Annotated in this window: 21 protein-coding genes; 15 read left to right on the plus strand and 6 right to left on the minus strand. The window is 39.0% G+C overall.

Annotated features, from left to right (window positions below; all coding sequences use genetic code 11):
- Window positions 1–41: 41 nt before the first annotated feature.
- The 4 genes from CFY84_RS03920 to prfA all read right to left on the minus strand — a co-directional run bounded on the left by CFY84_RS03920 (window position 42) and on the right by prfA (window position 4,718).
- Window positions 42–1,043: an adenosine deaminase gene (locus tag CFY84_RS03920; RefSeq protein ID WP_088822880.1), complete on the minus strand. Its 1,002-nt coding sequence runs from the start codon at window positions 1,041–1,043 to the stop codon at window positions 42–44.
- A gap of 74 nt (window positions 1,044–1,117) precedes the next feature.
- A complete protein-coding gene (locus CFY84_RS03925; protein ID WP_088822881.1) occupies window positions 1,118–2,440 on the minus strand; it encodes an NCS2 family permease in 1,323 nt (440 codons plus the stop codon).
- 365 nt (window positions 2,441–2,805) lie between these two features.
- Window positions 2,806–3,627 (minus strand): peptide chain release factor N(5)-glutamine methyltransferase, encoded by an 822-nt coding sequence (prmC, locus tag CFY84_RS03930; RefSeq protein WP_088822882.1) that lies wholly within the window; start codon window positions 3,625–3,627, stop codon window positions 2,806–2,808.
- A 2-nt stretch (window positions 3,628–3,629) separates the two neighbouring features.
- Entirely contained in the window at window positions 3,630–4,718 is a 1,089-nt protein-coding gene (gene prfA, locus CFY84_RS03935) for a peptide chain release factor 1 (RefSeq protein WP_088822883.1), read from the minus strand.
- 668 nt (window positions 4,719–5,386) lie between these two features.
- Here prfA and CFY84_RS03940 point away from each other — a divergent pair.
- On the plus strand, window positions 5,387–6,127 hold the full coding sequence (locus CFY84_RS03940; protein ID WP_228149592.1) for a YcbK family protein: 741 nt from the start codon (window positions 5,387–5,389) through the stop codon (window positions 6,125–6,127).
- Window positions 6,128–6,194: 67 nt separating this feature from the next.
- Here CFY84_RS03940 and ppsR read toward each other — a convergent pair whose 3' ends face one another.
- Window positions 6,195–7,031, minus strand: coding sequence for a posphoenolpyruvate synthetase regulatory kinase/phosphorylase PpsR (gene ppsR, locus CFY84_RS03945; protein ID WP_088822885.1), 837 nt, complete (start codon window positions 7,029–7,031; stop codon window positions 6,195–6,197).
- A 159-nt stretch (window positions 7,032–7,190) separates the two neighbouring features.
- On the opposite strand from ppsR, the gene ppsA reads away from it, so the two are divergent.
- The 12 genes from ppsA (at window position 7,191) to CFY84_RS04005 (ending at window position 19,576) form a co-directional block, all read left to right on the plus strand.
- Window positions 7,191–9,563, plus strand: coding sequence for a phosphoenolpyruvate synthase (gene ppsA, locus CFY84_RS03950; RefSeq protein ID WP_088822886.1), 2,373 nt, complete (start codon window positions 7,191–7,193; stop codon window positions 9,561–9,563).
- A gap of 72 nt (window positions 9,564–9,635) precedes the next feature.
- Window positions 9,636–10,382 carry an RDD family protein gene (locus CFY84_RS03955; protein WP_088822887.1) on the plus strand — a complete coding sequence of 249 codons (747 nt, stop codon included), beginning with the start codon at window positions 9,636–9,638 and terminating at the stop codon, window positions 10,380–10,382.
- 270 nt (window positions 10,383–10,652) lie between these two features.
- Entirely contained in the window at window positions 10,653–11,693 is a 1,041-nt protein-coding gene (cyoA, locus tag CFY84_RS03960; protein WP_088823382.1) for a ubiquinol oxidase subunit II, read from the plus strand.
- 2 nt (window positions 11,694–11,695) lie between these two features.
- A complete protein-coding gene (cyoB, locus tag CFY84_RS03965) occupies window positions 11,696–13,690 on the plus strand; it encodes a cytochrome o ubiquinol oxidase subunit I (protein WP_088822888.1) in 1,995 nt (664 codons plus the stop codon).
- A 4-nt stretch (window positions 13,691–13,694) separates the two neighbouring features.
- A complete protein-coding gene (gene cyoC, locus CFY84_RS03970) occupies window positions 13,695–14,315 on the plus strand; it encodes a cytochrome o ubiquinol oxidase subunit III (RefSeq protein WP_088822889.1) in 621 nt (206 codons plus the stop codon).
- Window positions 14,312–14,635, plus strand: a complete 324-nt coding sequence (gene cyoD, locus CFY84_RS03975) for a cytochrome o ubiquinol oxidase subunit IV (protein WP_088822890.1) — start codon at window positions 14,312–14,314, stop codon at window positions 14,633–14,635. Before cyoC ends, cyoD begins: the two co-directional genes overlap by 4 nt.
- 8 nt (window positions 14,636–14,643) lie before the next feature.
- Entirely contained in the window at window positions 14,644–15,522 is an 879-nt protein-coding gene (gene cyoE / locus CFY84_RS03980; RefSeq protein ID WP_088823383.1) for a heme o synthase, read from the plus strand.
- A 192-nt stretch (window positions 15,523–15,714) separates the two neighbouring features.
- Window positions 15,715–16,104 carry a 30S ribosomal protein S6 gene (gene rpsF, locus CFY84_RS03985; RefSeq protein WP_088822891.1) on the plus strand — a complete coding sequence of 130 codons (390 nt, stop codon included), beginning with the start codon at window positions 15,715–15,717 and terminating at the stop codon, window positions 16,102–16,104.
- A gap of 11 nt (window positions 16,105–16,115) precedes the next feature.
- Window positions 16,116–16,343, plus strand: coding sequence for a 30S ribosomal protein S18 (gene rpsR / locus CFY84_RS03990; protein WP_088822892.1), 228 nt, complete (start codon window positions 16,116–16,118; stop codon window positions 16,341–16,343).
- An 8-nt stretch (window positions 16,344–16,351) separates the two neighbouring features.
- On the plus strand, window positions 16,352–16,798 hold the full coding sequence (gene rplI, locus CFY84_RS03995; RefSeq protein ID WP_088822893.1) for a 50S ribosomal protein L9: 447 nt from the start codon (window positions 16,352–16,354) through the stop codon (window positions 16,796–16,798).
- Between the two features lie 188 nt (window positions 16,799–16,986).
- Complete coding sequence (gene dnaB, locus CFY84_RS04000) at window positions 16,987–18,432, plus strand: replicative DNA helicase (RefSeq protein WP_088822894.1); 1,446 nt, start codon at window positions 16,987–16,989, stop codon at window positions 18,430–18,432.
- A 139-nt stretch (window positions 18,433–18,571) separates the two neighbouring features.
- Window positions 18,572–19,576 (plus strand): helix-turn-helix transcriptional regulator, encoded by a 1,005-nt coding sequence (locus CFY84_RS04005; RefSeq protein ID WP_088822895.1) that lies wholly within the window; start codon window positions 18,572–18,574, stop codon window positions 19,574–19,576.
- Window positions 19,577–19,634: 58 nt separating this feature from the next.
- On the opposite strand, the gene mnmG is transcribed toward CFY84_RS04005, so the two are convergent.
- Complete coding sequence (gene mnmG / locus CFY84_RS04010; RefSeq protein ID WP_088822896.1) at window positions 19,635–21,515, minus strand: tRNA uridine-5-carboxymethylaminomethyl(34) synthesis enzyme MnmG; 1,881 nt, start codon at window positions 21,513–21,515, stop codon at window positions 19,635–19,637.
- A 247-nt stretch (window positions 21,516–21,762) separates the two neighbouring features.
- Here mnmG and CFY84_RS04015 point away from each other — a divergent pair, with 247 nt between their 5' ends.
- Both CFY84_RS04015 and CFY84_RS04020 read left to right on the plus strand, forming a co-directional pair.
- Window positions 21,763–22,737, plus strand: a complete 975-nt coding sequence (locus CFY84_RS04015) for an aliphatic sulfonate ABC transporter substrate-binding protein (RefSeq protein ID WP_088822897.1) — start codon at window positions 21,763–21,765, stop codon at window positions 22,735–22,737.
- The gene (locus CFY84_RS04020; protein WP_088822898.1) at window positions 22,738–23,568 is read left to right on the plus strand and encodes an ABC transporter permease; all 831 of its coding nucleotides are present in this window, start codon (window positions 22,738–22,740) and stop codon (window positions 23,566–23,568) included.
- The last annotated feature ends 119 nt before the right edge of the window (window positions 23,569–23,687 follow it).

The following is a 23,687-nucleotide window of genomic DNA, read 5'->3' on the forward strand; positions in this document are numbered from 1 at the left end:
AAAAAATCTGGTGAGTTTAATCACCAGATTTTGATACACACTTAACTGATACGTTGAATGTGCTCTATCCAATGTTGCTTTGTCGCCAAAGGAAGAAACGATGCTTCAAATGAATTGATCGCAAGTTGCTTTAGATCTGTTTCATTTAAATCTAATGCTTGTGTAATGGCTTCAAAATTATCATTCATATAACCACCAAAATATGCAGGATCATCTGAATTAACAGTCACACACAGCCCTTTCTCAAGCAATCGTTTAATATTATGTGATTCCATTTCATCAATGACACGAAGCTTCAAATTGCTTAATGGACATACTGTCAATGGCATTCGATCACGAATCAAACGCGCCATCAGCTCAGGATCTTCTTCTGAGCGTACCCCATGATCAATACGATTCACATGTAATTGATCTAAAGCTTCCCACACATACTCTGCAGGACCTTCTTCACCAGCATGAGCAACAATTAAAAATCCTGCCTCACGCGCTTGTGCAAATACACGAGCAAACTTAGATGGTGGATGACCAAGTTCACTTGAGTCAAGTCCAACACCAATGATATGTGATTGAAATGGCAATGCTTGTTCTAGGGTTTTAAATGCCTCTTCTTCTGACAAATGACGTAAAAAGCACATAATTAATTCAGAACTAATTTCTAATTGTGCTTGAGCATCATCACATGCACGCACAATGCCTTGAATGATTGTTTCAAAGTGAACGCCACGTGCTGTATGCGTTTGTGGATCAAAAAAGATTTCAGTGTGTACAACATGATCTTCTTTACACTTTTTGAAATATGCCCATGTTAAATCATAGAAATCTTGCTCAAACAGTAATGCATTTGCACCTGCATAATAAATATCTAAGAAAGATTGTAAGTTATAAAAGTCATATGCGGCTTTAACCTCTTCAACACTCTTATATGGAATATTGACTTTATTACGCTGTGCAATTTCAAACATGAGCTCAGGCTCGAACGTTCCTTCAATATGCACATGCAATTCAGCTTTCGGCAATGCACGGATTAAATTAGATTGGCTCATGTAAGCTCCCGCTTATCTTTCATAATAAAAAAGGGTGTAAATTAATTACACCCTTGTTAACTTCATGGTGTTAGTTAGCCACCAAATAATGCAAATTTCAAGACCCATAGTCCAGCAATAATCCATGCCATCCAGTGCACAGAAGCAGCTTTACCTGTAAGTAATTTAATGACCGCATAGCTGATAAATCCAACTGCAATACCGTCTGCAATCGAATATGTAAATGGCATGAAAACAATTGTTAGAAAGGCCGGTACAGCTTCCGTAATATCTTCCCAATCAATTTTAGTGATGCCTTGGATCATGAGCACAGCAACAAATAAAAGTGCAGGCGCCGTTGCAAAAGCAGGTACTGATTGTGCGAGTGGTGATAAGAATAAACAACCTAAAAATAACACAGCAACAACAACAGCAGTTAATCCTGTACGCCCACCAGCCGCGACACCAGATGCTGATTCAATATATGGTGTTGTTGATGAAGTTCCCATAGCAGCACCAGCAACAATCGCTGTTGAATCTGCCATTAATACTTTTTTCAAGCGTGGGATTTCACCATCATCTTTAATAATGCCTGCGCGGTGTGCAACACCAACCAATGTCCCTGTAGAATCAAATAAATCAACCAAGAAAAAGACAAAAATGACACCAATCATGGTCGCAGTAAATAGACCTGAAAAATCCATTTGTAAGAATGTTGGGGCAACAGATGGAATTGCGCCAATCACACCTTTAAACTCATTTAAGCCCATTAACGTTGCAATTACTGTAATAATGAGAATACTGATAATAATTGCACCACGTACACGGAATTGATGCAAAGCAACAGTCAAAAACAGCCCAAGCATCGCAAGCAGTGCTTTCGGATCTTTAATATCGCCTAATCCTACTGTAGTTGCTTGATTAGCAACAATGATGCCGGCATTTTTTAAAGCAACAAGCGCCAAAAAGAGTCCAATACCACCGCCAATCGCAAATTTTAATGACAATGGAATTGCATTCACAATTAATTCACGTACACGTACCAAGCTAATTACAATAAACACAATCCCTGACATGAACACAGCAGCAAGTGCAGTTTGCCAAGGAATATTCATTCCTAAACAGACAGAATAAGCAAAGTAAGCATTTAACCCCATGCCTGGCGCCAATGCGATTGGGTAATTTGCAAGAAGCCCCATCACCAAACAGCCAGTCGCTGCAGCAATACATGTCGCAACAAACACAGCACCATGATCCATACCTGTTGCAGATAAAATCAATGGGTTAACAATAATGATATAACACATGGTTAAAAAAGTAGTTAACCCTGCGATCGCTTCAGTTTTCACGGAAGTATTGTTATCTTTTAATTTAAAAAGACGCTCAAATAAACCATGAGAAGATTGAGGAGTCGCCATACAAAAGCCTCTGTTAAATATTTCACTTGCTCAGTGTTGCGCTGTCTTTTATGCTAAAGGCAGCATACAGCCTGAGAATACATCCATTTCGTTGCGCAATTTAAAGCAAGAATAATGCCACCTAAGACAAACCATGCGTTTTATTGCGAATTCACTGATAATTTCGTGTACATATAGCAAAACTCATTGCCACCTAACGCAAGCTATAAAACAGTGTATAGCGGTCATTTGGTCATTGATTTTGGCAGTAGATGTATTACTTTTGTTATCATACCATAAGTCTATTCACGGTATAAAAAGTCTAAAATCAGCCTATTTAAAATAGCCTTATATTTCAGTAATTTATTGTGAATGAGTTTTTTAGATTATTTCTTCAATTGCGCAAATGTTACCCGATCATTGCCTGCATAATCAGGAATTGTTTCAATTGAAGAAAAACCGGCCGATAAAAAAATATCTTGTACAGCATGTTTTTGATCATAACCATGTTCAATCACAAGCCAACCATTTTGCGTTAACCAATCTACAGCTTGGGTAATAATGGTTTGAATATCTGCTAAGCCATTCCCGACACTGACCAGTGCACGAGATGGCTCTGCGGTGAGTTGCAATAAATGTTGATCATTCTCTGCAATATAAGGTGGGTTTGATACAATTAAATCAAATTGTTGTTTAGGAATCTGCGCATACCATTCGCTGCATATAAACTGTACATGACTTAATTGATGACGAAGGGCATTTTCTTTTGCGACATTAAGCGTAGGCAGATAAATATCAGTGGCTAAAATGGACCATTTGGGGTATTCACTTGCTAAAGCCAATGCAATCGCGCCTGTTCCTGTCCCTAAGTCTAAAACAGAAATCCCTTCGTTATCTAAAGATAAGCCAAGCACCGTTTCAATCAATACCTCAGTATCAGGTCTTGGTACTAAAGTATCTTTTGTGACTTTAAGATCAAGCGTCCAAAATGGCTGCGTTCCTAAAATATAAGCAATCGGTTCATGCTGAGATAAGCGCATTAATCCATCTAAATACGCAACTCGTTCAGACTCCGTCAATTCACGATTAGTTGAAAGTTTTAATTCAAGCGCATTCACATCAAGAAGATGGCTCAGCAGCCATATTGCTTCTTGACGCTCATAACTATCCGGCTGACCACAAAGCGCCAAAGCCTGTGCTACATCCATCATTAACCACCGTTTTGCTGAGCAATCATCGCCAATTGATCCGCTTGATATTCACGATGTAAACTGTCTAACAATTCAGTTAAGTCACCCTCGACAATGGCATCTAACTTATATAGCGTTAAATTGATACGATGATCTGTCATACGCCCTTGCGGATAGTTATAAGTACGAATTCGTTCTGAACGATCGCCTGAACCAACCAAATCACGGCGCATTTCTGATGTTGCACTTTCCTGAGCTTGTTTTTTTGCATTTTCTAAACGAGATGCCAGCAATGCCAAAGCTTTTGCTTTATTTTTATGCTGTGAACGCTCTTCTTGGCATTCAACAACGACACCTGATGGAATATGGGTAATTCGTACTGCAGAATCTGTTTTGTTGATATGCTGACCACCTGCACCTGAGGCACGATAGGTATCAATTCTCAAATCTGAGTTATTAATTTCAACTGTTGTATCTATGTCCACCTCAGGTAAGATCGCCACGGTACATGCAGATGTATGGACTCGCCCTTGTGACTCTGTTGCAGGCACACGCTGTACACGGTGTGCTCCACTTTCAAATTTCAAGCGACCGTAAACGCCTTCGCCATTTACACGGCAAATAATTTCTTTATAACCACCATGTTCACCTTCATTTTCAGATAAAATTTCAATACGCCAGCCTTGCGTTTCAGCAAATTTACTGTACATACGGAATAAATCACCTGAGAAAATTGCAGCTTCATCACCACCAGTTCCCGCTCTAATCTCTAAATAAGCTGCATTAGCATCATTTGGGTCTTTCGGAATCATTAAAATATTTAATTGTTCTTCTAAATCTTTTAATAGATTTTGATTTTCACGGATTTCTTCTTGTGCCATTTCCTTAAAATCAGGATCACCAAGCATAGTTTCAGCGGTAACAATGTCTTCTTCAGCTTGACGATACTTATTCCAAAAGCTAGTCAATTCTGTTAAATCATTGTGCTCACGTGACAACTGACGAAAACGTTTATTATCAGAAATGACTTCAACATCAGCGAGCAATGCTGTCAGCTCTTCATATCTATCAGAAAGTTGCTCTAAACGCAGACGTAACGACTCTTTCATCTTTAACCATTCTCAAATAAAAAGACCAAACAGCACCATCTGCTGATTGGTAAATAACATAAATTCCGCATAGTCTACCCATGATTGGTCTAAAATCATAGAAATATCCAAAACACGGCAACATGAAAGATAAAAAGCTTCTGCTGAATCTGATAAAGGAAACACCATTTACCCATTCAAAAAATTAAATAGCAATTGATACAGTCATCTGAATCAGGGTAATGGTATGGGTGATCACTCTCTTGAATTATTTTAAAATTTAAAGTTATAAATATAGGCTTTAATAAGCATGCAATGCTCAGCGGTGTAAATTGTTTTGCGCTAAATTATTTTACTTATCTATCTGATGTACCGCTATACCCTCGTTTTTGCCTGAAAACCAAAATACTAGTAATGACTATGTCATTACAAACTACTATTAAATGCTTTTTTAGACCATGAGTGTTTTAAATACAATGCAAAAAAGAGATTCAAGCTGTGAATAACTTAGGCTATATAGCTTGAATAATATAATTTTTATTACATCTAAAAACAGGTATTTACTACTATGAAGGATGCGATTCTATACCAAGCTTAATACCTTCTATTACGATGGCAATACATCACTATAATGCATTATTACATGCGTTATAGTATAACAAGCTTAATTTCACTCATAATGCAGTAAGATGAAAATAAGCACACGAATCATTACAATATCTTTGCCCATGTTGGCTTTATGGGGTTGTAGTAGTCAGCAAAAAATACAACATGTTCCTGTTACGACAACAGCTTTATCAACTTCACGTACAGCACCAGTGGTTCCACCATCACCTCCAATTTTAAAAGTTGAAACCTCAATTCGCGTACCACCACCCATTGAATATACAACATGGCTTAATCAAGGTAATCACCGTGTATTGGTTGACAGCTACAAAGCATTTTTACGTCGTGAACAAGCTGATTTTATTGTGCCTGATCATCAAATGTTTCGCTCAGCAAGAGATTGGCAGCAATGTAACTATGCGCAATATGAAGTTCCACCCCAAGAAGTTTGGGCTACAGCTGTACCGACATTAAAGCTACTTGCATATTTGTACAAACAAGGTGTTATTCCAGAAGTCGAAGTCACTTCTAGTTATCGTTCGCCTTTTTTAAATGCTTGTGCAGGTGGTGCAAAATCATCAAGCCATGTAAAAAATTCAGCCATCGATTTTCGAATTGGTGCTGAACAACCTAGCCCACAAGACTATATTCAAATCCAAAAGACTAAATTGGCCTTATGTCGTTTTTGGCAGCAACAAGGTCAGGTCTTTAATATGGGACTAGGCATTTATGAATCAGGTCAAATTCATATTGATACATTAGGGTATCGCACATGGGGTTATGACCATAGTTGGCGCACGTCCCTCTGTGGGGAAATCATTTAAACCTGTGTATGGATAATAGACAATTAAAATTTATTATCCATACTGCTTAGGCTAAATAAATGAGAATTTAGCTTACACGACGATTCAGACCAGTAATCTGTAAAATCCGTGTAGAGATTTCTTCAATTGACATTTCAGTCACATTTAAAAACGGAATGCCTTCCGAAATGAAGATTCCCTCGATCGCACGAAGCTCCATCTGACACTGACTATAGCTTGCATAACGGCTTCCTGCTTTTCGTTCTGTACGAATTGCGACCAAACGATCAGGATCAATCATTAAACCAAATAGCTTTTTTTTATGATCTCTCAAAACTTTTGGCAATCGATTGTCATCTAAGTCTTCTTCTGTAAGCGGATAATTTGCAACACGGATACCAAACTGTAATGACAAATAAATTGCAGTTGGTGTTTTGCCTGAGCGTGAAACACCAATTAAAATAATATCTGCTTTGTCATAGTGGCGTGTTCTTGCACCATCATCATTATCTAAAGCAAAATGAACTGCATCAATTCGTGCTTTATAATGTTCAGTATTGGTCACCGCATGGGTTTGTCCAATTAATTTGGTCGGTGCTGTTTTAAGTTCTTGTTCTAGCTTACTAATCATCCCTTCAAAGACGTCAAGATTAACGGCATTGGCTGTATTGATGACGTCTCGAACATTCGCATCAACCAAAGTATCAAACACCAAAGGCAACTCGCCTTCTTCGTGATAACACGCATTAATCTCTTCAACCACTTTAAGCGCAGCTTCTTCAGATGAAATATATGGGATAATTCGCACATTAAACTTTACGTTTGGAAATTGCGCTAAAAGCGAATGACCCAGTGTTTCTGCAGTAATTGCTGTGCCATCCGAAACAAAAAAAACGCTTCGCTCAAATTGTTGACCTTGATGCATGAAAAAAAACCTCAAATATTTGTCTTAAACCGCTATATTCTTTATAGTAAGCCCCATCTTACATAAGTATTAGTGGCTTAACAGCAAAAAGCCACCAATACTTTGTGTTTTAACTAAAGCAGCGAACAAACAACATACTGCAAAAGTGGAGAAACTACTTTGGAAGCGCACGTAATTGGTTTAGAAAAACTCGGAAAACATGACGTAGAACTTGTAGGTGGGAAAAACTCATCTCTAGGTGAAATGATCAGTCATCTTTCTAATGCAGGTGTATCTGTACCGGGTGGTTTTGCCACTACAGCTTCAGCTTATCGTGAATTTCTTGAACAAAGTGGTTTGAATGCAAAAATTCAAGCTGCTCTTGAAGACTTAGATGTCGACAATATTCAAGCTCTGACGACGACAGGTGCGCAAATTCGCCAGTGGATTATTGAAACACCACTCACGGCACAATTAGAAAAAGAAGTTCGAGAGGCGTTTACTGCCCTGTCAAGCGGAAATCCAGATATTGCAGTTGCAGTACGTTCATCAGCAACTGCTGAAGACTTACCCGATGCATCTTTCGCAGGTCAGCAAGAAACCTTCCTGAATATTCGTGGTATTGATAATATCCTGATCGCTATTAAAGAAGTTTTTGCCTCTTTATTTAACGATCGTGCTATTTCATATCGTGTACACCAAGGCTTTGACCATAAATTAGTGGCATTGTCTGCAGGTATTCAGCGCATGGTACGCTCAGAAACAGGCGCAGCAGGTGTTATGTTTACACTTGATACTGAATCTGGCTTCCGTGATGTCGTATTTATTACATCATCATACGGCTTAGGCGAAATGGTTGTACAGGGTGCGGTTAACCCAGATGAATTTTATTTATCTAAGCCATTACTTAAAAATGAAAAACATGCTGTTGTTCGTCGTAATCTTGGCTCTAAACATCAAAAAATGGTGTATAGCGATGATGCATCAGCAGGTAAATCAGTATCTATCATTGAAGTTGAAAAGCAAGATCGTCTTGAGTTTTCTTTAAATGACCAAGAGCTGCATGAACTTGCAAAACAAGCCATGATCATTGAGCAACATTATGGTGCGCCAATGGATATTGAATGGGCAAAAGATGGCGATGATGGTCGTTTATATATTGTTCAAGCACGTCCTGAAACAGTAAAAAGCCGTCAACATGTAGGCACCATGGAGCGCTACCTGCTTAAAGAAAAAAGCAATGTATTGGCAGAAGGTCGCTCAATTGGACAGCGCATTGGTGCAGGTCGCGTTCGTATCGTGACATCAATCGATGAAATGGATAAAGTACAAGATGGTGATGTTTTAGTCTCTGACATGACAGATCCTGATTGGGAACCAGTCATGAAGCGTGCAGCAGCGATTGTGACGAATCGTGGTGGTAGAACATGTCACGCAGCGATTATTGCACGTGAACTTGGTGTACCTGCCATTGTTGGATGTGGTAATGCAACAGAATTACTGACTGAAGGACAAGAAGTCACTGTATCTTGTGCTGAAGGTGATACCGGCTTTATCTATGAAGGTTTACTGAATTTTGAAATTCAGCGTAATTCAATTGAATCTATGCCTGAGCTGCCATTTAAAGTCATGATGAATGTCGGTAATCCTGATCGTGCATTTGACTTCGCACAAATTCCAAATGCAGGCATTGGCTTAGCACGTTTAGAATTTATCATTAACCGCATGATTGGTGTCCATCCAAAAGCGCTTTTAAACATTGATAGCTTACCACGCGAAACTCGTGCTGCAGTAAATGCACGTACTGCAGGTTATGCTTCAGCAATTGATTTTTATGTTGAAAAATTGGTTGAAGGTATTTCAACACTTGCTTCAGCATTTGCAGATAAGCCTGTCATTGTTCGTATGTCAGACTTCAAATCGAATGAATATGCCAACTTAATTGGTGGTAAATTATACGAGCCTGAAGAAGAAAACCCAATGCTTGGCTTCCGTGGAGCAAGCCGTTATATTTCTGAAAACTTCCGTGACTGCTTCGAACTTGAATGCCGTGCACTGAAAAAAGCCAGAAATGAAATGGGCTTAACCAACATACAAATTATGATTCCATTTGTACGTACCGTCGCTGAAGCTAAACGTGTGATTGAGCTTTTATCTGAAAATGGTTTAAACCGTGGCGAGAATGGTCTAAAAGTTATCATGATGTGTGAATTACCAACCAATGCACTATTGGCTGAGCAATTCCTAGAACATTTTGACGGATTCTCAATCGGTTCAAATGACCTTACTCAATTAACTTTAGGTCTTGACCGTGACTCAGGCATTGTATCGAAAACATTTGATGAGCGTGATGATGCAGTCAAAATTTTACTTTCGATGGCAATCAGTGCCTGCCGTAAAGCCAACAAATACGTTGGTATTTGTGGACAAGGTCCATCAGACCACCCAGATCTAGCGCTTTGGTTGATGGAACAAGGAATTGAATCTGTGTCTTTAAACCCAGACTCTGTGTTAGATACTTGGTTCTTCCTCGCGAACGAACAACCTAAATAACTTTATGTTAGATTAAAAACATGTTAAAAAAGACCCATCAAATGGGTCTTTTTTTATTGAGATTATAGTTTTATGCAAATTTATTTGGCTCGAAACGGTCAACAAGCTGGACCATATACATTAGAGCAACTGAATCAAATGCTCACATCTCAACAAGTGTTATTAACAGATCTCATCTGGCATGAAGGCATGAGTGAATGGAAAACACTGGGTGAAGTCACACATGGACAAGCAAAATATCTTCCTGATGGTGCAGTGGCTGTCGAGCCGATAAATCACTTTAAAAAACCTCAAAATAACCCCTATGTCAAAATCACAGCAAGTCAAGATTCAGCATCAGCCAGTATTCTCAGCCGTGCTATTGCAAAAGGCATAGACATGTTTTTTTGGTTCATTGCATTTGCAATACCAACCTTCTTTTTGAACGAAGGTAATGTAAAGGAACTTGAAAAGCTCTCAAATGGTGCATTTGGCAGTCCAAAGCTTCAAGAACAACTCATGCAAATGATTCCAACTGAAGCTTGGCAGATCATGGGTTTATACATCTTCATCATGCTGGTCATTCAAGCATTTTTGCTTGCAAAACGCGGACAAAGTATTGGTAAGATGCTAACAGGGATTAAAATTGTTGATCAGCAAACAAACCAAATTGTAAACCTTACACGAGTGTTTCTTATTAGAAGTGTTATTTTCATCATTCTCAATCTAGTATTTACACTCATAATTGCTATTATCGATTATGCATTTGTTTTAGGTCAGAAAAAGCAAACGTTACATGATGCTTTGGCTAAGACAAAAGTTGTGAAAGTAAATAAATAATAAATCCAAAAAATCTAAACTCTACATCAGCAATATAAGCCGTTATTTATTATAAAATTTAAGAAGAGAGTGTTTCAGCTGTTTAATTAAAGATAAGTTTAAATACTCTCATTTTAAGGCCCCTAAATGTAGCGTAGATTTAGAATATGAGGCATAATGTCGCATTAGAGTAGCGGTGTCAGATGCTTTTACTGTTAAAGCTGCCGTCACTATGATCGCTATCCCATGATTATGATTAACCGTAAATGGGCTCTTCACCGAGGTTGTAAAATGAGACAAACAATATTAGCTGTATTGTCTTTATCTGCGATAGCTGCACTTTTAACAGGGTGTGGCGGTGATTTAGTACTTCTAAACTCAAAAGGTCCAGTTGCCGAAGGTCTTAGTGGCCTGATGATGACTGCAATCTATCTTATGCTATTGGTCGTTGTTCCATCAATTATCATGGCATTATGGTTTAGTTGGAAATATCGCGCGTCAAATAAAGATGCAGACTATAAGCCGACTTGGGCACATTCAACAGCGATTGAGATCGTTGTTTGGGGTGTTCCTATCATTCTTATTGCTATTTTAGCTTGGATGGCTTGGTGGGGTTCTCACCAATATGATCCGTATCGTCCGCTCGACGCTGAGTCAGACAAAAAAACTCTGGATATTCAAGTTATCGCGGAGCCGTTTAAATGGGTCTTTGTTTATCCTGAGCAAGAAATTGCAACAATTAATGAAGTTCGTTTCCCTGCACAAACTCCAGTGCATTTTCATATTACCTCTGACTTTACAATGAACTCATTCTTCATTCCACAGTTAGCAGGTCAAATTTATGCAATGGCAGGTATGCAAACCCACCTACATGTTTTAGCAAATGAGCCAGGAATCTTCCGCGGTTTTTCTGCAAACTATAGTGGTTACGGATTCTCACAAATGCGCTTTAAAGCACACAGCGTTACCCAACCTGATTTTGATAAATGGGTAAGTGATGTGAAGGCTGGTAAAGGCACCGATGCAAACGCTGATGCAATTCAAACAGGTAACTTAGATTTAGCAGTATTACAGTCAGTTCGTGATGGTGAACGTTCACATCACCAAATTGAAGGTATGTTGTTAGATGCGAAAACACCAAAGCAGCATGAAATTGCCGAAGAAGCTGAACGCTTAGGTCCTTATCCTGATAAGCCAACTCCTGTAACTTACTATTCTTCAGTTGAACCTGATTTATTTAAGAAAGTGATAAATAAATACATGAGTAACTATCATGGTTCGAAAGGTTCTTCTCACGCAAACATGCAACATGCAGCTTCTGCAGGGGAATAAACATGGACATGCTATTATTAGGTAAAATCGGATGGGGTGCCATCCCGAAAGAGCCAATCGTGATTGTAACTGCAATCATGATCGCTTTAGGCGGTTTAGCTTTAGTTGCTGGTCTCACTTACTTTAAAAAGTGGGGATACCTTTGGAGAGAATGGGCTACGTCTGTAGACCATAAGAAAATTGGTATCATGTATCTACTTGTTTCTGTAATCATGTTATTACGTGGTTTCGCAGATGCATTTATGATGCGACTTCAGCTCTTCCTAGCAAGCAATGGAAGTGCAGGTTATTTACATCCTGACCATTATGACCAAATCTTCACAGCCCATGGCGTGATTATGATTTTCTTTGTTGCAATGGGCTTGGTTGTAGGTTTCATGAACGTGATCGTACCATTACAAATTGGTGCGCGTGACGTTGCATTCCCATTATTGAACCAGTTTAGCTTTTGGTTATTCGCAGGTTCTGCGGGCTTAATCATGGTCTCGCTTGTTCTTGGTGAATTTGCTGCTACAGGTTGGTTAGCATACCCTCCTCTATCTGGCATTCAATATTCTCCAGGTGTCGGTGTAGATTACTGGATTTGGGCACTGCAAATTTCAGGTTTAGGTACACTATTAACTGGTGTTAACTTCCTAGTTACCATCATTAAAATGCGTACACCAGGCATGAAATTAATGGATATGCCTATTTTTACTTGGACTGCTTTGTGTACATGTACACTGATTGTCGCAACATTCCCAGTATTAACAGCTACAGTTGCAATGCTAACGCTTGACCGTTACTTCGACTTCCATTTCTTCACAAACGAATTGGGCGGTAGTCCAATGCTTTATGTGAACTTAATTTGGACTTGGGGTCACCCAGAAGTATATATCTTGATTTTACCAGCATTTGGTATTTACTCAGAGATCGTTCCAACGTTCTCACGTAAAGCACTATTTGGCTATAAAACAATGGTATATGCAACAGTTGCAATTGCTGTATTATCCCTAATTGTTTGGTTACACCACTTTTTCACCATGGGTGCTGGCGCAAACGTCAACGCATTCTTTGGTATTATGACCATGATTATTGCAATCCCAACAGGGGTTAAAATCTTCTCGTGGTTATTTACAATGTACAAAGGCCGTATCACCTTTACAACACCAATGCTTTGGACACTAGGCTTCTTAGTGACTTTCGGTATCGGTGGTTTAACAGGTGTATTAATGGCTGTACCACCTGCTGACTTCTTAGTACACAACTCGCTGTTCCTAATTGCTCACTTCCATAACGTAATTATTGGTGGTGTCGTATTCGGTATGCTTGGTGGTATTACTTACTGGTGGCCAAAAATGTTTGGCTGGAAGTTGAACGAAGCATGGGGTAAAGCATCATTTTGGTTATGGTTCTTCGGTTTCTATTTTGCATTTATGCCGCTTTATATCCTAGGTTTCATGGGTATGACACGTCGTTTAAATACATATGACAACCCTGAATGGACACCATATCTAGCGATTGCAATGGTTGGTGCTGTACTCGTTGCACTTGGTATTTTATGTTTCATCATTCAAATTGCTGTGAGCTTCTTACAACGTAAGAACAACATCGACTATACAGGCGATGCTTGGGATGGCCGTACGTTTGAATGGGCAACATCTTCACCTGCACCGTTTTACAACTTTGCATATCTTCCTGATGGCGAACACATTGATCGCTTCTGGTTAGATAAAGAAAATGGTGTTGCATATACTAAGCCAACAAAGTATGAAGATATTCATATGCCAACAAACCGTATTGCTGGTTTTGTAATGGCGATTCTGATTACAGTACTTGGTTTTGGTTTAATTTGGCACATTTGGTGGCTTGCGATTCTTTCTTTTGTAGCAACAATTATTACTTTAATTAATGCTTCAAATACAAAGAAATTAGACTATTACGTTCCTGCTGCTGAAGTAGAGCGTATAGAAAACGAGCGCTTTGCCATTTTAGAAAAACACTTGAAGAAGGACTAAAGATATGGCTGAAGTACTTCATCACGAAAACCATGGCCATGATGAACATCATCACGATGATACAGACATCACCGTCTTTGGTTTTTGGACATACTTGATGAGTGACCTTGTACTTTTTGGTACACTCTTCATTGCTTATATCGTTTTACAATCGCATATTCCGCCAGGAACACCAACGCCACATGAGCTGTTCAGTGAAACCTTAGGCTTTGTTTTAGTTGAAACATTTGCCCTATTGATTTCTTCAGTTACATTTGGATTTGCTGTTCTTGCACGGTATAAGAACAATGCGAAAGGTGTGTTGAATTGGTTGGTTATTACGTGGCTCTTTGGTGCAACATTCATTGGTATGGAGCTTTATGAGTTCCATCATCTAGTGGAAGCTGGCCATGGACCAACGCATAGTGCCTTCTTATCTGCATACTTTACACTCGTGGGTACTCACGGTATCCACGTAGCATCTGGTTTATTATGGATGCTCGTATTGATTCTACAGATCAAGAAACATGGTCTAACGTTAAGAAATACACGTCGTTTAGCGTGTCTCAGCCTATTTTGGCATTTCTTAGATATCGTATGGATCTGTGTATTTAGTGTTGTTTACTTAATGGGAGCTATCTCATGAGTCATGATCACAGTGCCGGTGCATCGCACGGCAGCATCAAGCAATATACGATTGGTTTTATCCTATCCATCATCTTAACGATTTTGCCATTTGGTATGGCAATGTCAGGTGGATTCAGTAAATCAACCTTGCTTGCTGTTGTTGGATTAGCGGGTATCGTTCAAATTTTTGTTCAACTTGTATTCTTTTTACATATGAATGCATCTGAAGAACAACGTTGGAACGTTATCGCATTTCTTTACACTATCTTAACCATCGCAATCTTGTTGATTGGTTCTGTATGGGTAATGAACTACCTCCATTTCAACATGATGCTCTAAACCATATCATGTTGAAAAAGTATATATTCCTGACAAAACCAGGGATTATCTTCGGTAACTTTGTTACGACCTTGGGCGGCTTCTTCTTAGCCGCCCAAGGCTCTATAGATATCCTGTTATTCATTCTCACACTTGTTGGAACAGTACTTGTTGTTGCTTCTGGGTGTGTCGTAAACAACTACATCGATCAAGATATTGACCACAAGATGGAACGGACTCAAAACCGTGCTCTTGTGACAAAAGCAATCAATCCAACTGTTGCCTTAATATTTGCCTTTGTATTGGGTATCCTTGGACTTGGTATTTTATGGATATTTACCAATATCTATGCTTTTGGCTTTGCCATTCTTGGTTTTATTGTTTACGTATTTTTTTACAGTCTATGGTCTAAAAGAACATCAATTCATCAAACTGTGATTGGAAGTATTTCAGGGGCATGCCCTCCTGTGATCGGATACACAGCGGTGAGTCATGAATTTGATGTTGCGGCATTGCTTGTTTTTTTAGCATATGCGTTATGGCAAATGCCTCATTCTTGGGGAATTGCAATTTATCGATTTGATGACTATAAAATTGCAGGCATTCCTATTTTACCTGTTGCACGTTCAATTCAGCGTACAAAAATTGAAAGCTTGATTTATGTCTGCTTATTTACAGCAGTACTCAATGGACTATATTGTTTTCATTACACCAATATTTTCTTTTTAATCATTTTTAATTCGCTGTGCGGCTATTGGATTTATTTGTCAGTCATTGGTTTTAAGGCTGAAAATGACCAACTTTGGGCAAAACGCTACTTTTTATACTCTGTCATTTTAATCACTGCATTAAGTGTAAGCTTTTTATTTAGCTACAATGCTCAAGCACCGCATTTACCTATATTCTGATTTATTATAGGGTGTTGTCATAATCCACCCTATTTTAAACTTATCTAAGTGTCTTTTTTTCTGCTTAACATTCTTGTAAGTTCCTCATATTTACTATATAGTTTCGCTTCGCTTTATGCGACTTACTATCATAGTAAGACTCCTTGCTTTTAAGATACTCTTAGAAGCTGTTTAATCCGTAAGGAGCTGACAATGCGTCACTACGAAATCGTACTTTTGGTACACCCTGACCAGAGCGATCAAGTGGTAGGTATGGTTGAACGCTATATCTCTCACATTAAAGATGCTGAAGGTCAAATTCACCGTTTAGAAGATTGGGGCCGTCGTCAATTGGCATACCCAATTAACAAAATCCATAAAGCACATTATATTTTAATGAACATCGAATGTGGTCAAACTACACTTGATGAGCTAAATGAATTGTTCCGTTACAACGATGCTATTCTTCGTAATGTTGTGATCCGTCGTGATAATGCAATCACTGAAGAATCATTACTTGCGAAAAGTGCTGAAGAAAAGCGTGCTCGCAAAGCACAACGTGAAGAAGCACAATCAGCATCTCAAGAATCTGCTGAAGCTTAAGGAGAACCCACATGGCACGTTTTTACCGTCGTCGCAAGTTCTGTCGCTTTACAGCTGAGAATGTTGCATACATCGATTATAAAGATATTGATACTTTAAAACAGTATATCACTGAAAACGGCAAGATTGTTCCTAGCCGTATCACTGGTACTAAAGCACGTTATCAACGTCAATTAGCGCTTGCTATTAAACAAGCTCGTTTCTTGGCTTTGATTCCGTACACTGACAACCATAAGTGAGGTGAGCTGTGGACGTTATCTTATTACAACGCATTAAAAACCTTGGCAAACTAGGTGATAAAGTTTCTGTGAAAGCAGGTTACGGTCGTAACTACTTAATCCCTCAAGGTCATGCAGTCGCTGCAACTGAAGCTAACACTTCAGCATTTGAAGCTCGTAGAGCTGAATTAGAAAAAGCTGAAGCTGAAGTTCTTTCAGCTGCTCAAGCACGTGCAGATCAATTGAATGAAGTAAATATCGAAATCACTGCGAAAGCGGGTGATGAAGGTAAATTATTTGGTTCAATCGGTACACGTGATATCGCTGATGCATTAACAAGCGCTGGTCTAAATGTTGACCGTGCTGAAGTTCGTTTACCAAATGGCGCTCTTCGTCATACGGGCGAATTCAACATTGTTATTCAATTGCACCACGATGTAACTGCAGACGTTCTAGTAACAATCGTTTCTGAATAAGAACCTGTTCTAGATGTCAAAAAAGAGTATGCATTTGCATACTCTTTTTTTATTTATAAAGCAGACAAAGTACCTTATTGTAACTCCACTCTAGTTTTTAAAAATTTATAACTTTATAATTACAGCGCGTTTCGCGGCTTCTCTTTTGCCTCATTTCTGTTTTCACTTTTTTAATTTTAAGGTTTTTTATGTCTAAGGCGAATGGCCAGGTTTCTACAACGATTTCCCAAAGTGACAATAAAACTCAGGAACCGAATCAACTTAAAGAATTTAGAACACCTCCGCACAATTTATCAATTGAGCAAGCTGTGCTTGCTGCCTTGATGACTGTCGCTGAGTCTTTTGAGCAAGTGAGTGATTTGTTGGTCGAAACAGACTTTTATGCAACACGACACAAATATATTTTTAGAGCAATCGAAAAGCTTGCCCAAGACAATTCACCATATGATGCGGTACTCGTTCATGATTGGTTAGTCAAACAAAGTTTAATTGATGCTATCGGTGGTGAAAACTACTTAATGCAGCTAATGTCAGACTCCCCTTCAAGTTTTTATAACTTAGAAGTATATGCCAATAAAATCAAAGAATTCGCAACGCTTCGGAGCATGATTAAAGTCAGCAATGAAATTTTAACCAATGCTTATGATACCAAAGGGCGCAGCGTTTCAGAAATTCTAGATTTGGCTGAAACCAATATTTTCTCGATTGCCGAGCAACATAGCAGTAATAAAAAAGCTGCAGGTCCTCAGCCCATTACTGCCATTGTATCGAATGTATTTAACAAACTAAGCGAACTCTCACAGCTTGAAGGTAACATTACAGGGCTATCAACTGGATTTATCGAACTTGATAATAAAACATCAGGTATGCAAGCTGGCGATTTGATTATTGTGGCTGCCCGTCCCTCTATGGGTAAAACCACTTTTGCCATGAACTTAATTGAAAGTGTACTGTTTAACTGTGATTTACCAGCCTTGGTTTTTTCTATGGAAATGCCAGCTGACTCACTTGCCATGCGTTTAATTTCTTCATGGGGCAAAGTACACCAAGGGCACTTACGTTCTGGTAAATTAGACAGTGATGAATGGTCAAAAGTGACAGGTACCATTTTACAATTGCAAGAAAAATTTCTCTATATTGATGATTCATCTGCCCTACCACCAACCGAGTTACGGTCTCGGGCACGGCGAATTGCCAAACAACATGATGGTAAAATTGGCTGTATCATGATTGATTATTTACAGCTCATGAAAGTTCCTGGCATGGGAGACAACCGGGTTGGTGAGATTTCAGAAATTTCACGAAGCTTAAAAGCTTTAGCGAAAGAAATGAACTGTCCTGTTATTGCATTATCTCAGCTCAACCGTAGTCTTGAGAATCGTCCAAATAAACGCCCTGTAATGTCTGATCTTCGTGAGTCTGGTGCGATTGAGCAAGATGCGGACTTAATTACCTTTATCTACCGTGATGAAGTCTATAATAAGGAATCTAAAGAAGCAGGTACTGCCGAAATTATTATTGGTAAACAGCGTAATGGTCCAATTGGTACAGTACGTTTAGCATTTGAAGGACAATACACACGCTTTAGTAATTTATCACCTGAGTACTATAACCAGTATGATGATGACGAATAACATCAGATGTTTAATCAGTGGCTTTGACAGTATCACAGCCGAGCCACTGATCAAAAAAATGAAAACGCGATATTCTGCAAACTCTCCATTTATGCTATGTTGAAGCTCTATTATTTTATTTATTCTTTAATTGCTCAGTATGTCATCATCACAAGAAAAAGAAACATCCAATAGCCTGTATCGACAATGGCAAATTCTTTCTTTACTGACCACTGGAAAATGGTTAGGTACTCGCCAACTTCAAGAAAAACTTGAACTTGAAGGTGTTATGGTCAGTTTGAGAACTGTGCAACGTGACCTCAACCAATTGGCACAGCGTTTTCCGATTGAGAATAATAAAGAAACACCACAAGGTTGGCGTTGGCGTGCCAATGCACCGCTACAAAGCTTACCCCATATGACCAGTTCTCAAGCTGTAACATTTATGATGGTTGAAGAACATCTAAAACACTTACTGCCGCCAAGCTTAATTGAAGAAATGAATCCATGGTTTGATTTAGCAAGACATAGCTTATCCTCGCAAAATAATGCCAGACAATGGATTAATCGCGTTCGAATTGTCCCTGCCAGTCAGCCATTAATTCCACCTACTGTTGATAAACAAGCACAACAAGGAATTTACGAGGGCTTACTTCAAGATAGGCAGATCGAATGTCTATACCGTGCAAGAATACATCAAGCTGAAAGCAAAACTTATATTTTAAATCCATTGGGATTGGTACAAAAAGGCGCTGTAATCTATTTAATTTGTACACGTCAAGGTCAATCTGATGTGCAAATTTTTGCATTACACCGCTTTCAATCGACTAAAGTTTTGGAGAGTCGTGCCTTACACCCTATTCATTTTAATATTGACGATTATATTGAATCGGGCGCTTTAGGCTTTCGTGTTGACTTCAATCAACCAACGCAACATGTGATGTTACAGCTCAAAATGGATGAGCGCACAGCACAAATGTTCTATGAGAGTCCACTTAGCACTGATCAACATATTCAAATATTAGATGATGACTTAGTATCTGTTGAAGCCAATGTACCTTTTACATCACAACTGATTTGGTGGTTACGTAGTTTTGGTAAAAAAATCATTGAAATTCAGCCACTCGAAGTCGCTCATGCAGTCTATGAAACAGAGTCATCTTAATATCAGATCTTTAGAGTTAAAAAAGACCTGCTTGAGCAGGTCTTTTTCTTAGTGCAAATTATGCCGTCTTTTTGATTAAGTGGCTTTTACGCACAGTAATCATCACAAGCTGTACTGCTGCAGGTGTAACCCCTGGAATACGCATGGCTTGTGCTAAAGTTTCAGGACGCACGTTTTCAAGCTTTTGGGTAATTTCTCTTGATAATCCAGATACTTTACTATATTCAAAGTCTGCTGGTATTTTTGTTTCTTCCAAACGTTTTAACTGTGCAACATCTTCTTGTTGACGGTCAATATACCCTGCATATTTTACTGCAATTTCAATTTGCTCACCAATTTGCTCAGTGACTGTTGAATCTGTAAGTTCAGCAATCTCAGCAAAAGTAATTTTTGGACGTTTTAGTAAATCAATCGCACTACATTCTTTACTTAAATCTGCACCTGTCATCTCAACAAATTTTTTGCCAAGTGGATTATTTGGTGCTGCCCATAAATTCTTTAAGCGTGCTGTTTCAGTTTCTACAGCTTCCATTTTTTCACAGAAACTTGCCCAACGTGCACCATCTACTAAACCAAGCTCACGACCAATCGCAGTTAAACGCTGATCTGCATTGTCTTCACGTAACATCAAGCGATATTCTGCACGTGAAGTAAACATACGGTATGGTTCTTTAGTACCTAAGGTAATTAAATCATCAACAAGGACGCCCATATATGCTTCATCACGCTTTGGTGACCACTGTTCTTGGTCATATGCACGGCGTGCTGCATTTAAACCTGCCAATAACCCTTGCGCTCCTGCCTCTTCATATCCTGTTGTGCCATTAATTTGACCTGCAAAATATAAGTTTTGGATCGCTTTGGTTTCTAATGTTGATTTTAACGCTTGCGGATCAAAGTAGTCATATTCAATTGCATAACCTGGACGCAGAATATGTGCATTTTCCATGCCTCGAATTGAGCGAACAAGTTGTAATTGAATATCAAATGGCAACGATGTTGAAATACCATTTGGATAAAGCTCATGTGTTGTTAAACCTTCAGGCTCAATAAATACCTGATGTGAATCTTTATCTGCAAAGCGGTGGATTTTATCTTCAATTGATGGGCAATAACGTGGCCCTACACCTTCAATCACACCAGTGTACATGGGTGAACGATCTAAACCACTACGAATAATTTCGTGTGTCTGTTCATTGGTATGTGTAATAAAGCAATTGACCTGTTCAGGGTGCATTGATGCATTGCCCATGAATGACATGGTCGGGGATGGAAAATCACCAGGCTGTGCAGTCATGACAGAAAAATCAACTGAACGTGCATCGATACGTGGCGGTGTTCCTGTTTTTAAACGTCCAACAGGCAATTTAAGTTCACGCAAACGATCTGCAAGTGCAATGGCTGGTGGATCACCTGCACGTCCACCACTCGATTGCTGTAACCCAATGTGAATCACGCCGCCAAGGAATGTGCCTGTCGTTAACACCACCGTTTTGGTGTCAAAGCGAATACCCATTTGAGTAATCACCGCTTTAACCACATCGCCTTCAATAATAATATCGTCAGCAGCTTGCTGAAAAATATCTAAATTCGGTTGATTTTCAAGCGTTGCGCGAATGGCCGCTTTATACAAAATTCGGTCTGCTTGAGCTCTTGTTGCTCGTACAGCTGCACCTTTTCTAGAATTCAAAATACGAAATTGAATCCCACTTTGATCTGCAGCAAGTGCCATTGCACCGCCCAAAGCATCAATTTCACGCACAAGATGAGACTTACCAATTCCCCCAATTGCAGGGTTACAGCTCATCTGCCCTAATGTTTCAATATTATGGGTTAAAAGCAAGGTCTGGCGTCCCATACGAGCAGCAGCAAGCGCAGCTTCTGTACCAGCGTGACCACCACCAATAACAATAACATCGTAAACTTTAGGATAATGCATAATATTAGCGTCAAAAATAAAAAAGACCCGATATTATATCAGAGTATCTATCACAAAATAACCATGTTTTAGATCGCGCTACAAATTAATTCTGTATCTCCAAATTAAAACATCGCAGTCGGTCTTTGCTAGGCAAAACACATATCATTAAAACGCAATAGCTAATAAATATATATACATTTGAAGTTGTCATGGACTATGCAATGATTTGATCCTATCAATCTTTTAACGTCATATGGACATGAGCATGCGTTCTACTCACACCCGATCTTGGTTAAAACTGTTACTTATTACAACTGCATCACTCTGCGCTACAGCACCTGTATTTGCTGTGATTCCACAAACAGTTAAATTAGATTACGCATACTATGCACCGACCAGTTTAATTGTGAAAGATCAAAAGCTTTTAGAAAAAGCATTACCCAATACGCGCATTAAATGGGTTTTTAGTCAGGGCAGCAATCGTTCTTTAGAATATTTAAACGGCAACAGTATTGATTTTGCATCAACAGCAGGACTTGCAGCTGTCTTGAACCGTGCCAATGGTAGCCCCATCAAAACCGTGTATATTCAAAGTCAACCTGAATGGACTGCTTTAGTGGTTAGCAAAAATTCACCCTTAAAATCTTTAAAAGACTTAAAAGGAAAGAAAATTGCAGCCACTAAAGGCACTGATCCATTTTTATTTACTTTACAAGCATTAGATACCGTGGGATTAACAAAAAAAGATGTTCAACTGATTCCACTCCAACATCCTGATGGCAAAATTGCATTAGAACGCAATCAAGTCGATGCATGGGCAGGCTTAGACCCTCTTATGGCAGCGGCTCAACTCCAAACAGGTGCACGACTGCTTTATCGCAATGTAGGTTTTAATAGTTATAGCGTGTTAAGTACCAAAGAAAACTTTGCAGCTCAAAGTCCTGAGGTGGTTGAAATTGTTATTAAGGCGTATGAAGATGCCCGTAAATGGGCAAAATCTCATCCAGATCAAACAGCAGCACTGTTAGCAAGAGAGTCTAAATTACCATTGGCTGTGGCCAAATTACAATTGAGTCGAACCAACTTCGAGCAAAACATTCCATCAAGTCTACAAATCAATGCCCTCAAACAGGCGGGCAAAATTTTAACAGAAGAAGGTTTAGTTCGTCCTGGCACACAAGTATCACAAGTGATTGATCAATTAATTGATCCTAAGTTTGCTCAAAAGGTTATTCGCTAAATGTGGTCAAACTCTGTGTTCAAACCTGAGGGTAAAGTCAATACATCATCGACGTATACCTTTAGGTCACAAACTAATTCATGGAAAACCAAATTGAGTACAGGCATAAAAGGGTTAATTTTACCTTTACTCTTGTTAAGCTTAGCTGAAATGACAGTCAGACAAGGATGGATTGCCCCTTACTTACTGCCTGCACCATCTAGTTTATGGCAAACTTTTTTAGAATTACTGCATGCCGATTTATTCAGTCACATTTATATCAGCAGTGTTCGTGTGGGCATTGGTTTTTTCATTGGTAGTGGTTTGGGACTTATTGTTGCGATTGCCGTCGGCTTAAATAAGCATATTGAAGATTATCTTGACCCAACATTGTCTGCAATTAAATCCATTCCAAGTTTGGCTTGGATTCCATTACTGTTACTGTGGCTTGGTATTGATGAAAGTTCAAAACTGACGTTAATTATTATTGGGGCTTTTTTTCCGACGTATACCAACACTGTTGCAGCCATTCAACACGTTGACCCTAAATTAATTGAACTCGGAGTTGCTTATAATTTAAATCGCTTTCAGCGAATTGTTCAAATTATATTGCCTGCAGCATTATCAGGTATTTTAACTGGGGTACGAAACAGCCTGAGCTTATCGTGGATGTTTATGGTGGCTGCAGAATTGATTGCTGCGACTCAAGGGATTGGCTATTTATTAAGTGATGGGCGTGAAACTGCACGGCCAGACATTGTGATTGTTGCCATCTTACTCTTGGCCTTGCTTGGAAAAATGACAGACCTTGGTATGAAAAAACTAGAACAGCATTTACTCAGGTGGCGCTAAATTCAGTACAGTAATTCATCGAATGTTTTTTTAAGCTACTACAGTTCTCGGTGCTTAGATACGATTTTCTGAATACAAAAATAGGAATTTGTGGCATACTATCAAGATATTTTATGGCT

The organism is Acinetobacter apis (assembly GCF_900197575.1).
Lineage (GTDB): Bacteria > Pseudomonadota > Gammaproteobacteria > Pseudomonadales > Moraxellaceae > Acinetobacter > Acinetobacter apis.

Coding starts and splice junctions, on each gene's coding strand:
- cyoD (WP_088822890.1), top strand. CDS start 14,312: ATGAGTCATGATCACAGTGCCGGTGCATCGCACGGCAGCATCAAGCAA.
- dnaB (WP_088822894.1), top strand. CDS start 16,987: ATGTCTAAGGCGAATGGCCAGGTTTCTACAACGATTTCCCAAAGTGAC.
- CFY84_RS03955 (WP_088822887.1), top strand. CDS start 9,636: ATGCAAATTTATTTGGCTCGAAACGGTCAACAAGCTGGACCATATACA.
- cyoE (WP_088823383.1), top strand. CDS start 14,644: ATGTTGAAAAAGTATATATTCCTGACAAAACCAGGGATTATCTTCGGT.
- ppsR (WP_088822885.1), bottom strand. CDS start 7,031: ATGCATCAAGGTCAACAATTTGAGCGAAGCGTTTTTTTTGTTTCGGAT.
- cyoC (WP_088822889.1), top strand. CDS start 13,695: ATGGCTGAAGTACTTCATCACGAAAACCATGGCCATGATGAACATCAT.
- CFY84_RS04020 (WP_088822898.1), top strand. CDS start 22,738: ATGTGGTCAAACTCTGTGTTCAAACCTGAGGGTAAAGTCAATACATCA.
- prmC (WP_088822882.1), bottom strand. CDS start 3,627: ATGGATGTAGCACAGGCTTTGGCGCTTTGTGGTCAGCCGGATAGTTAT.
- CFY84_RS04015 (WP_088822897.1), top strand. CDS start 21,763: ATGCGTTCTACTCACACCCGATCTTGGTTAAAACTGTTACTTATTACA.
- rpsF (WP_088822891.1), top strand. CDS start 15,715: ATGCGTCACTACGAAATCGTACTTTTGGTACACCCTGACCAGAGCGAT.
- prfA (WP_088822883.1), bottom strand. CDS start 4,718: ATGAAAGAGTCGTTACGTCTGCGTTTAGAGCAACTTTCTGATAGATAT.
- CFY84_RS03925 (WP_088822881.1), bottom strand. CDS start 2,440: ATGGCGACTCCTCAATCTTCTCATGGTTTATTTGAGCGTCTTTTTAAA.
- CFY84_RS04005 (WP_088822895.1), top strand. CDS start 18,572: ATGTCATCATCACAAGAAAAAGAAACATCCAATAGCCTGTATCGACAA.
- cyoA (WP_088823382.1), top strand. CDS start 10,653: ATGAGACAAACAATATTAGCTGTATTGTCTTTATCTGCGATAGCTGCA.
- mnmG (WP_088822896.1), bottom strand. CDS start 21,515: ATGCATTATCCTAAAGTTTACGATGTTATTGTTATTGGTGGTGGTCAC.
- CFY84_RS03940 (WP_228149592.1), top strand. CDS start 5,387: ATGAAAATAAGCACACGAATCATTACAATATCTTTGCCCATGTTGGCT.
- CFY84_RS03920 (WP_088822880.1), bottom strand. CDS start 1,043: ATGAGCCAATCTAATTTAATCCGTGCATTGCCGAAAGCTGAATTGCAT.
- rpsR (WP_088822892.1), top strand. CDS start 16,116: ATGGCACGTTTTTACCGTCGTCGCAAGTTCTGTCGCTTTACAGCTGAG.
- cyoB (WP_088822888.1), top strand. CDS start 11,696: ATGGACATGCTATTATTAGGTAAAATCGGATGGGGTGCCATCCCGAAA.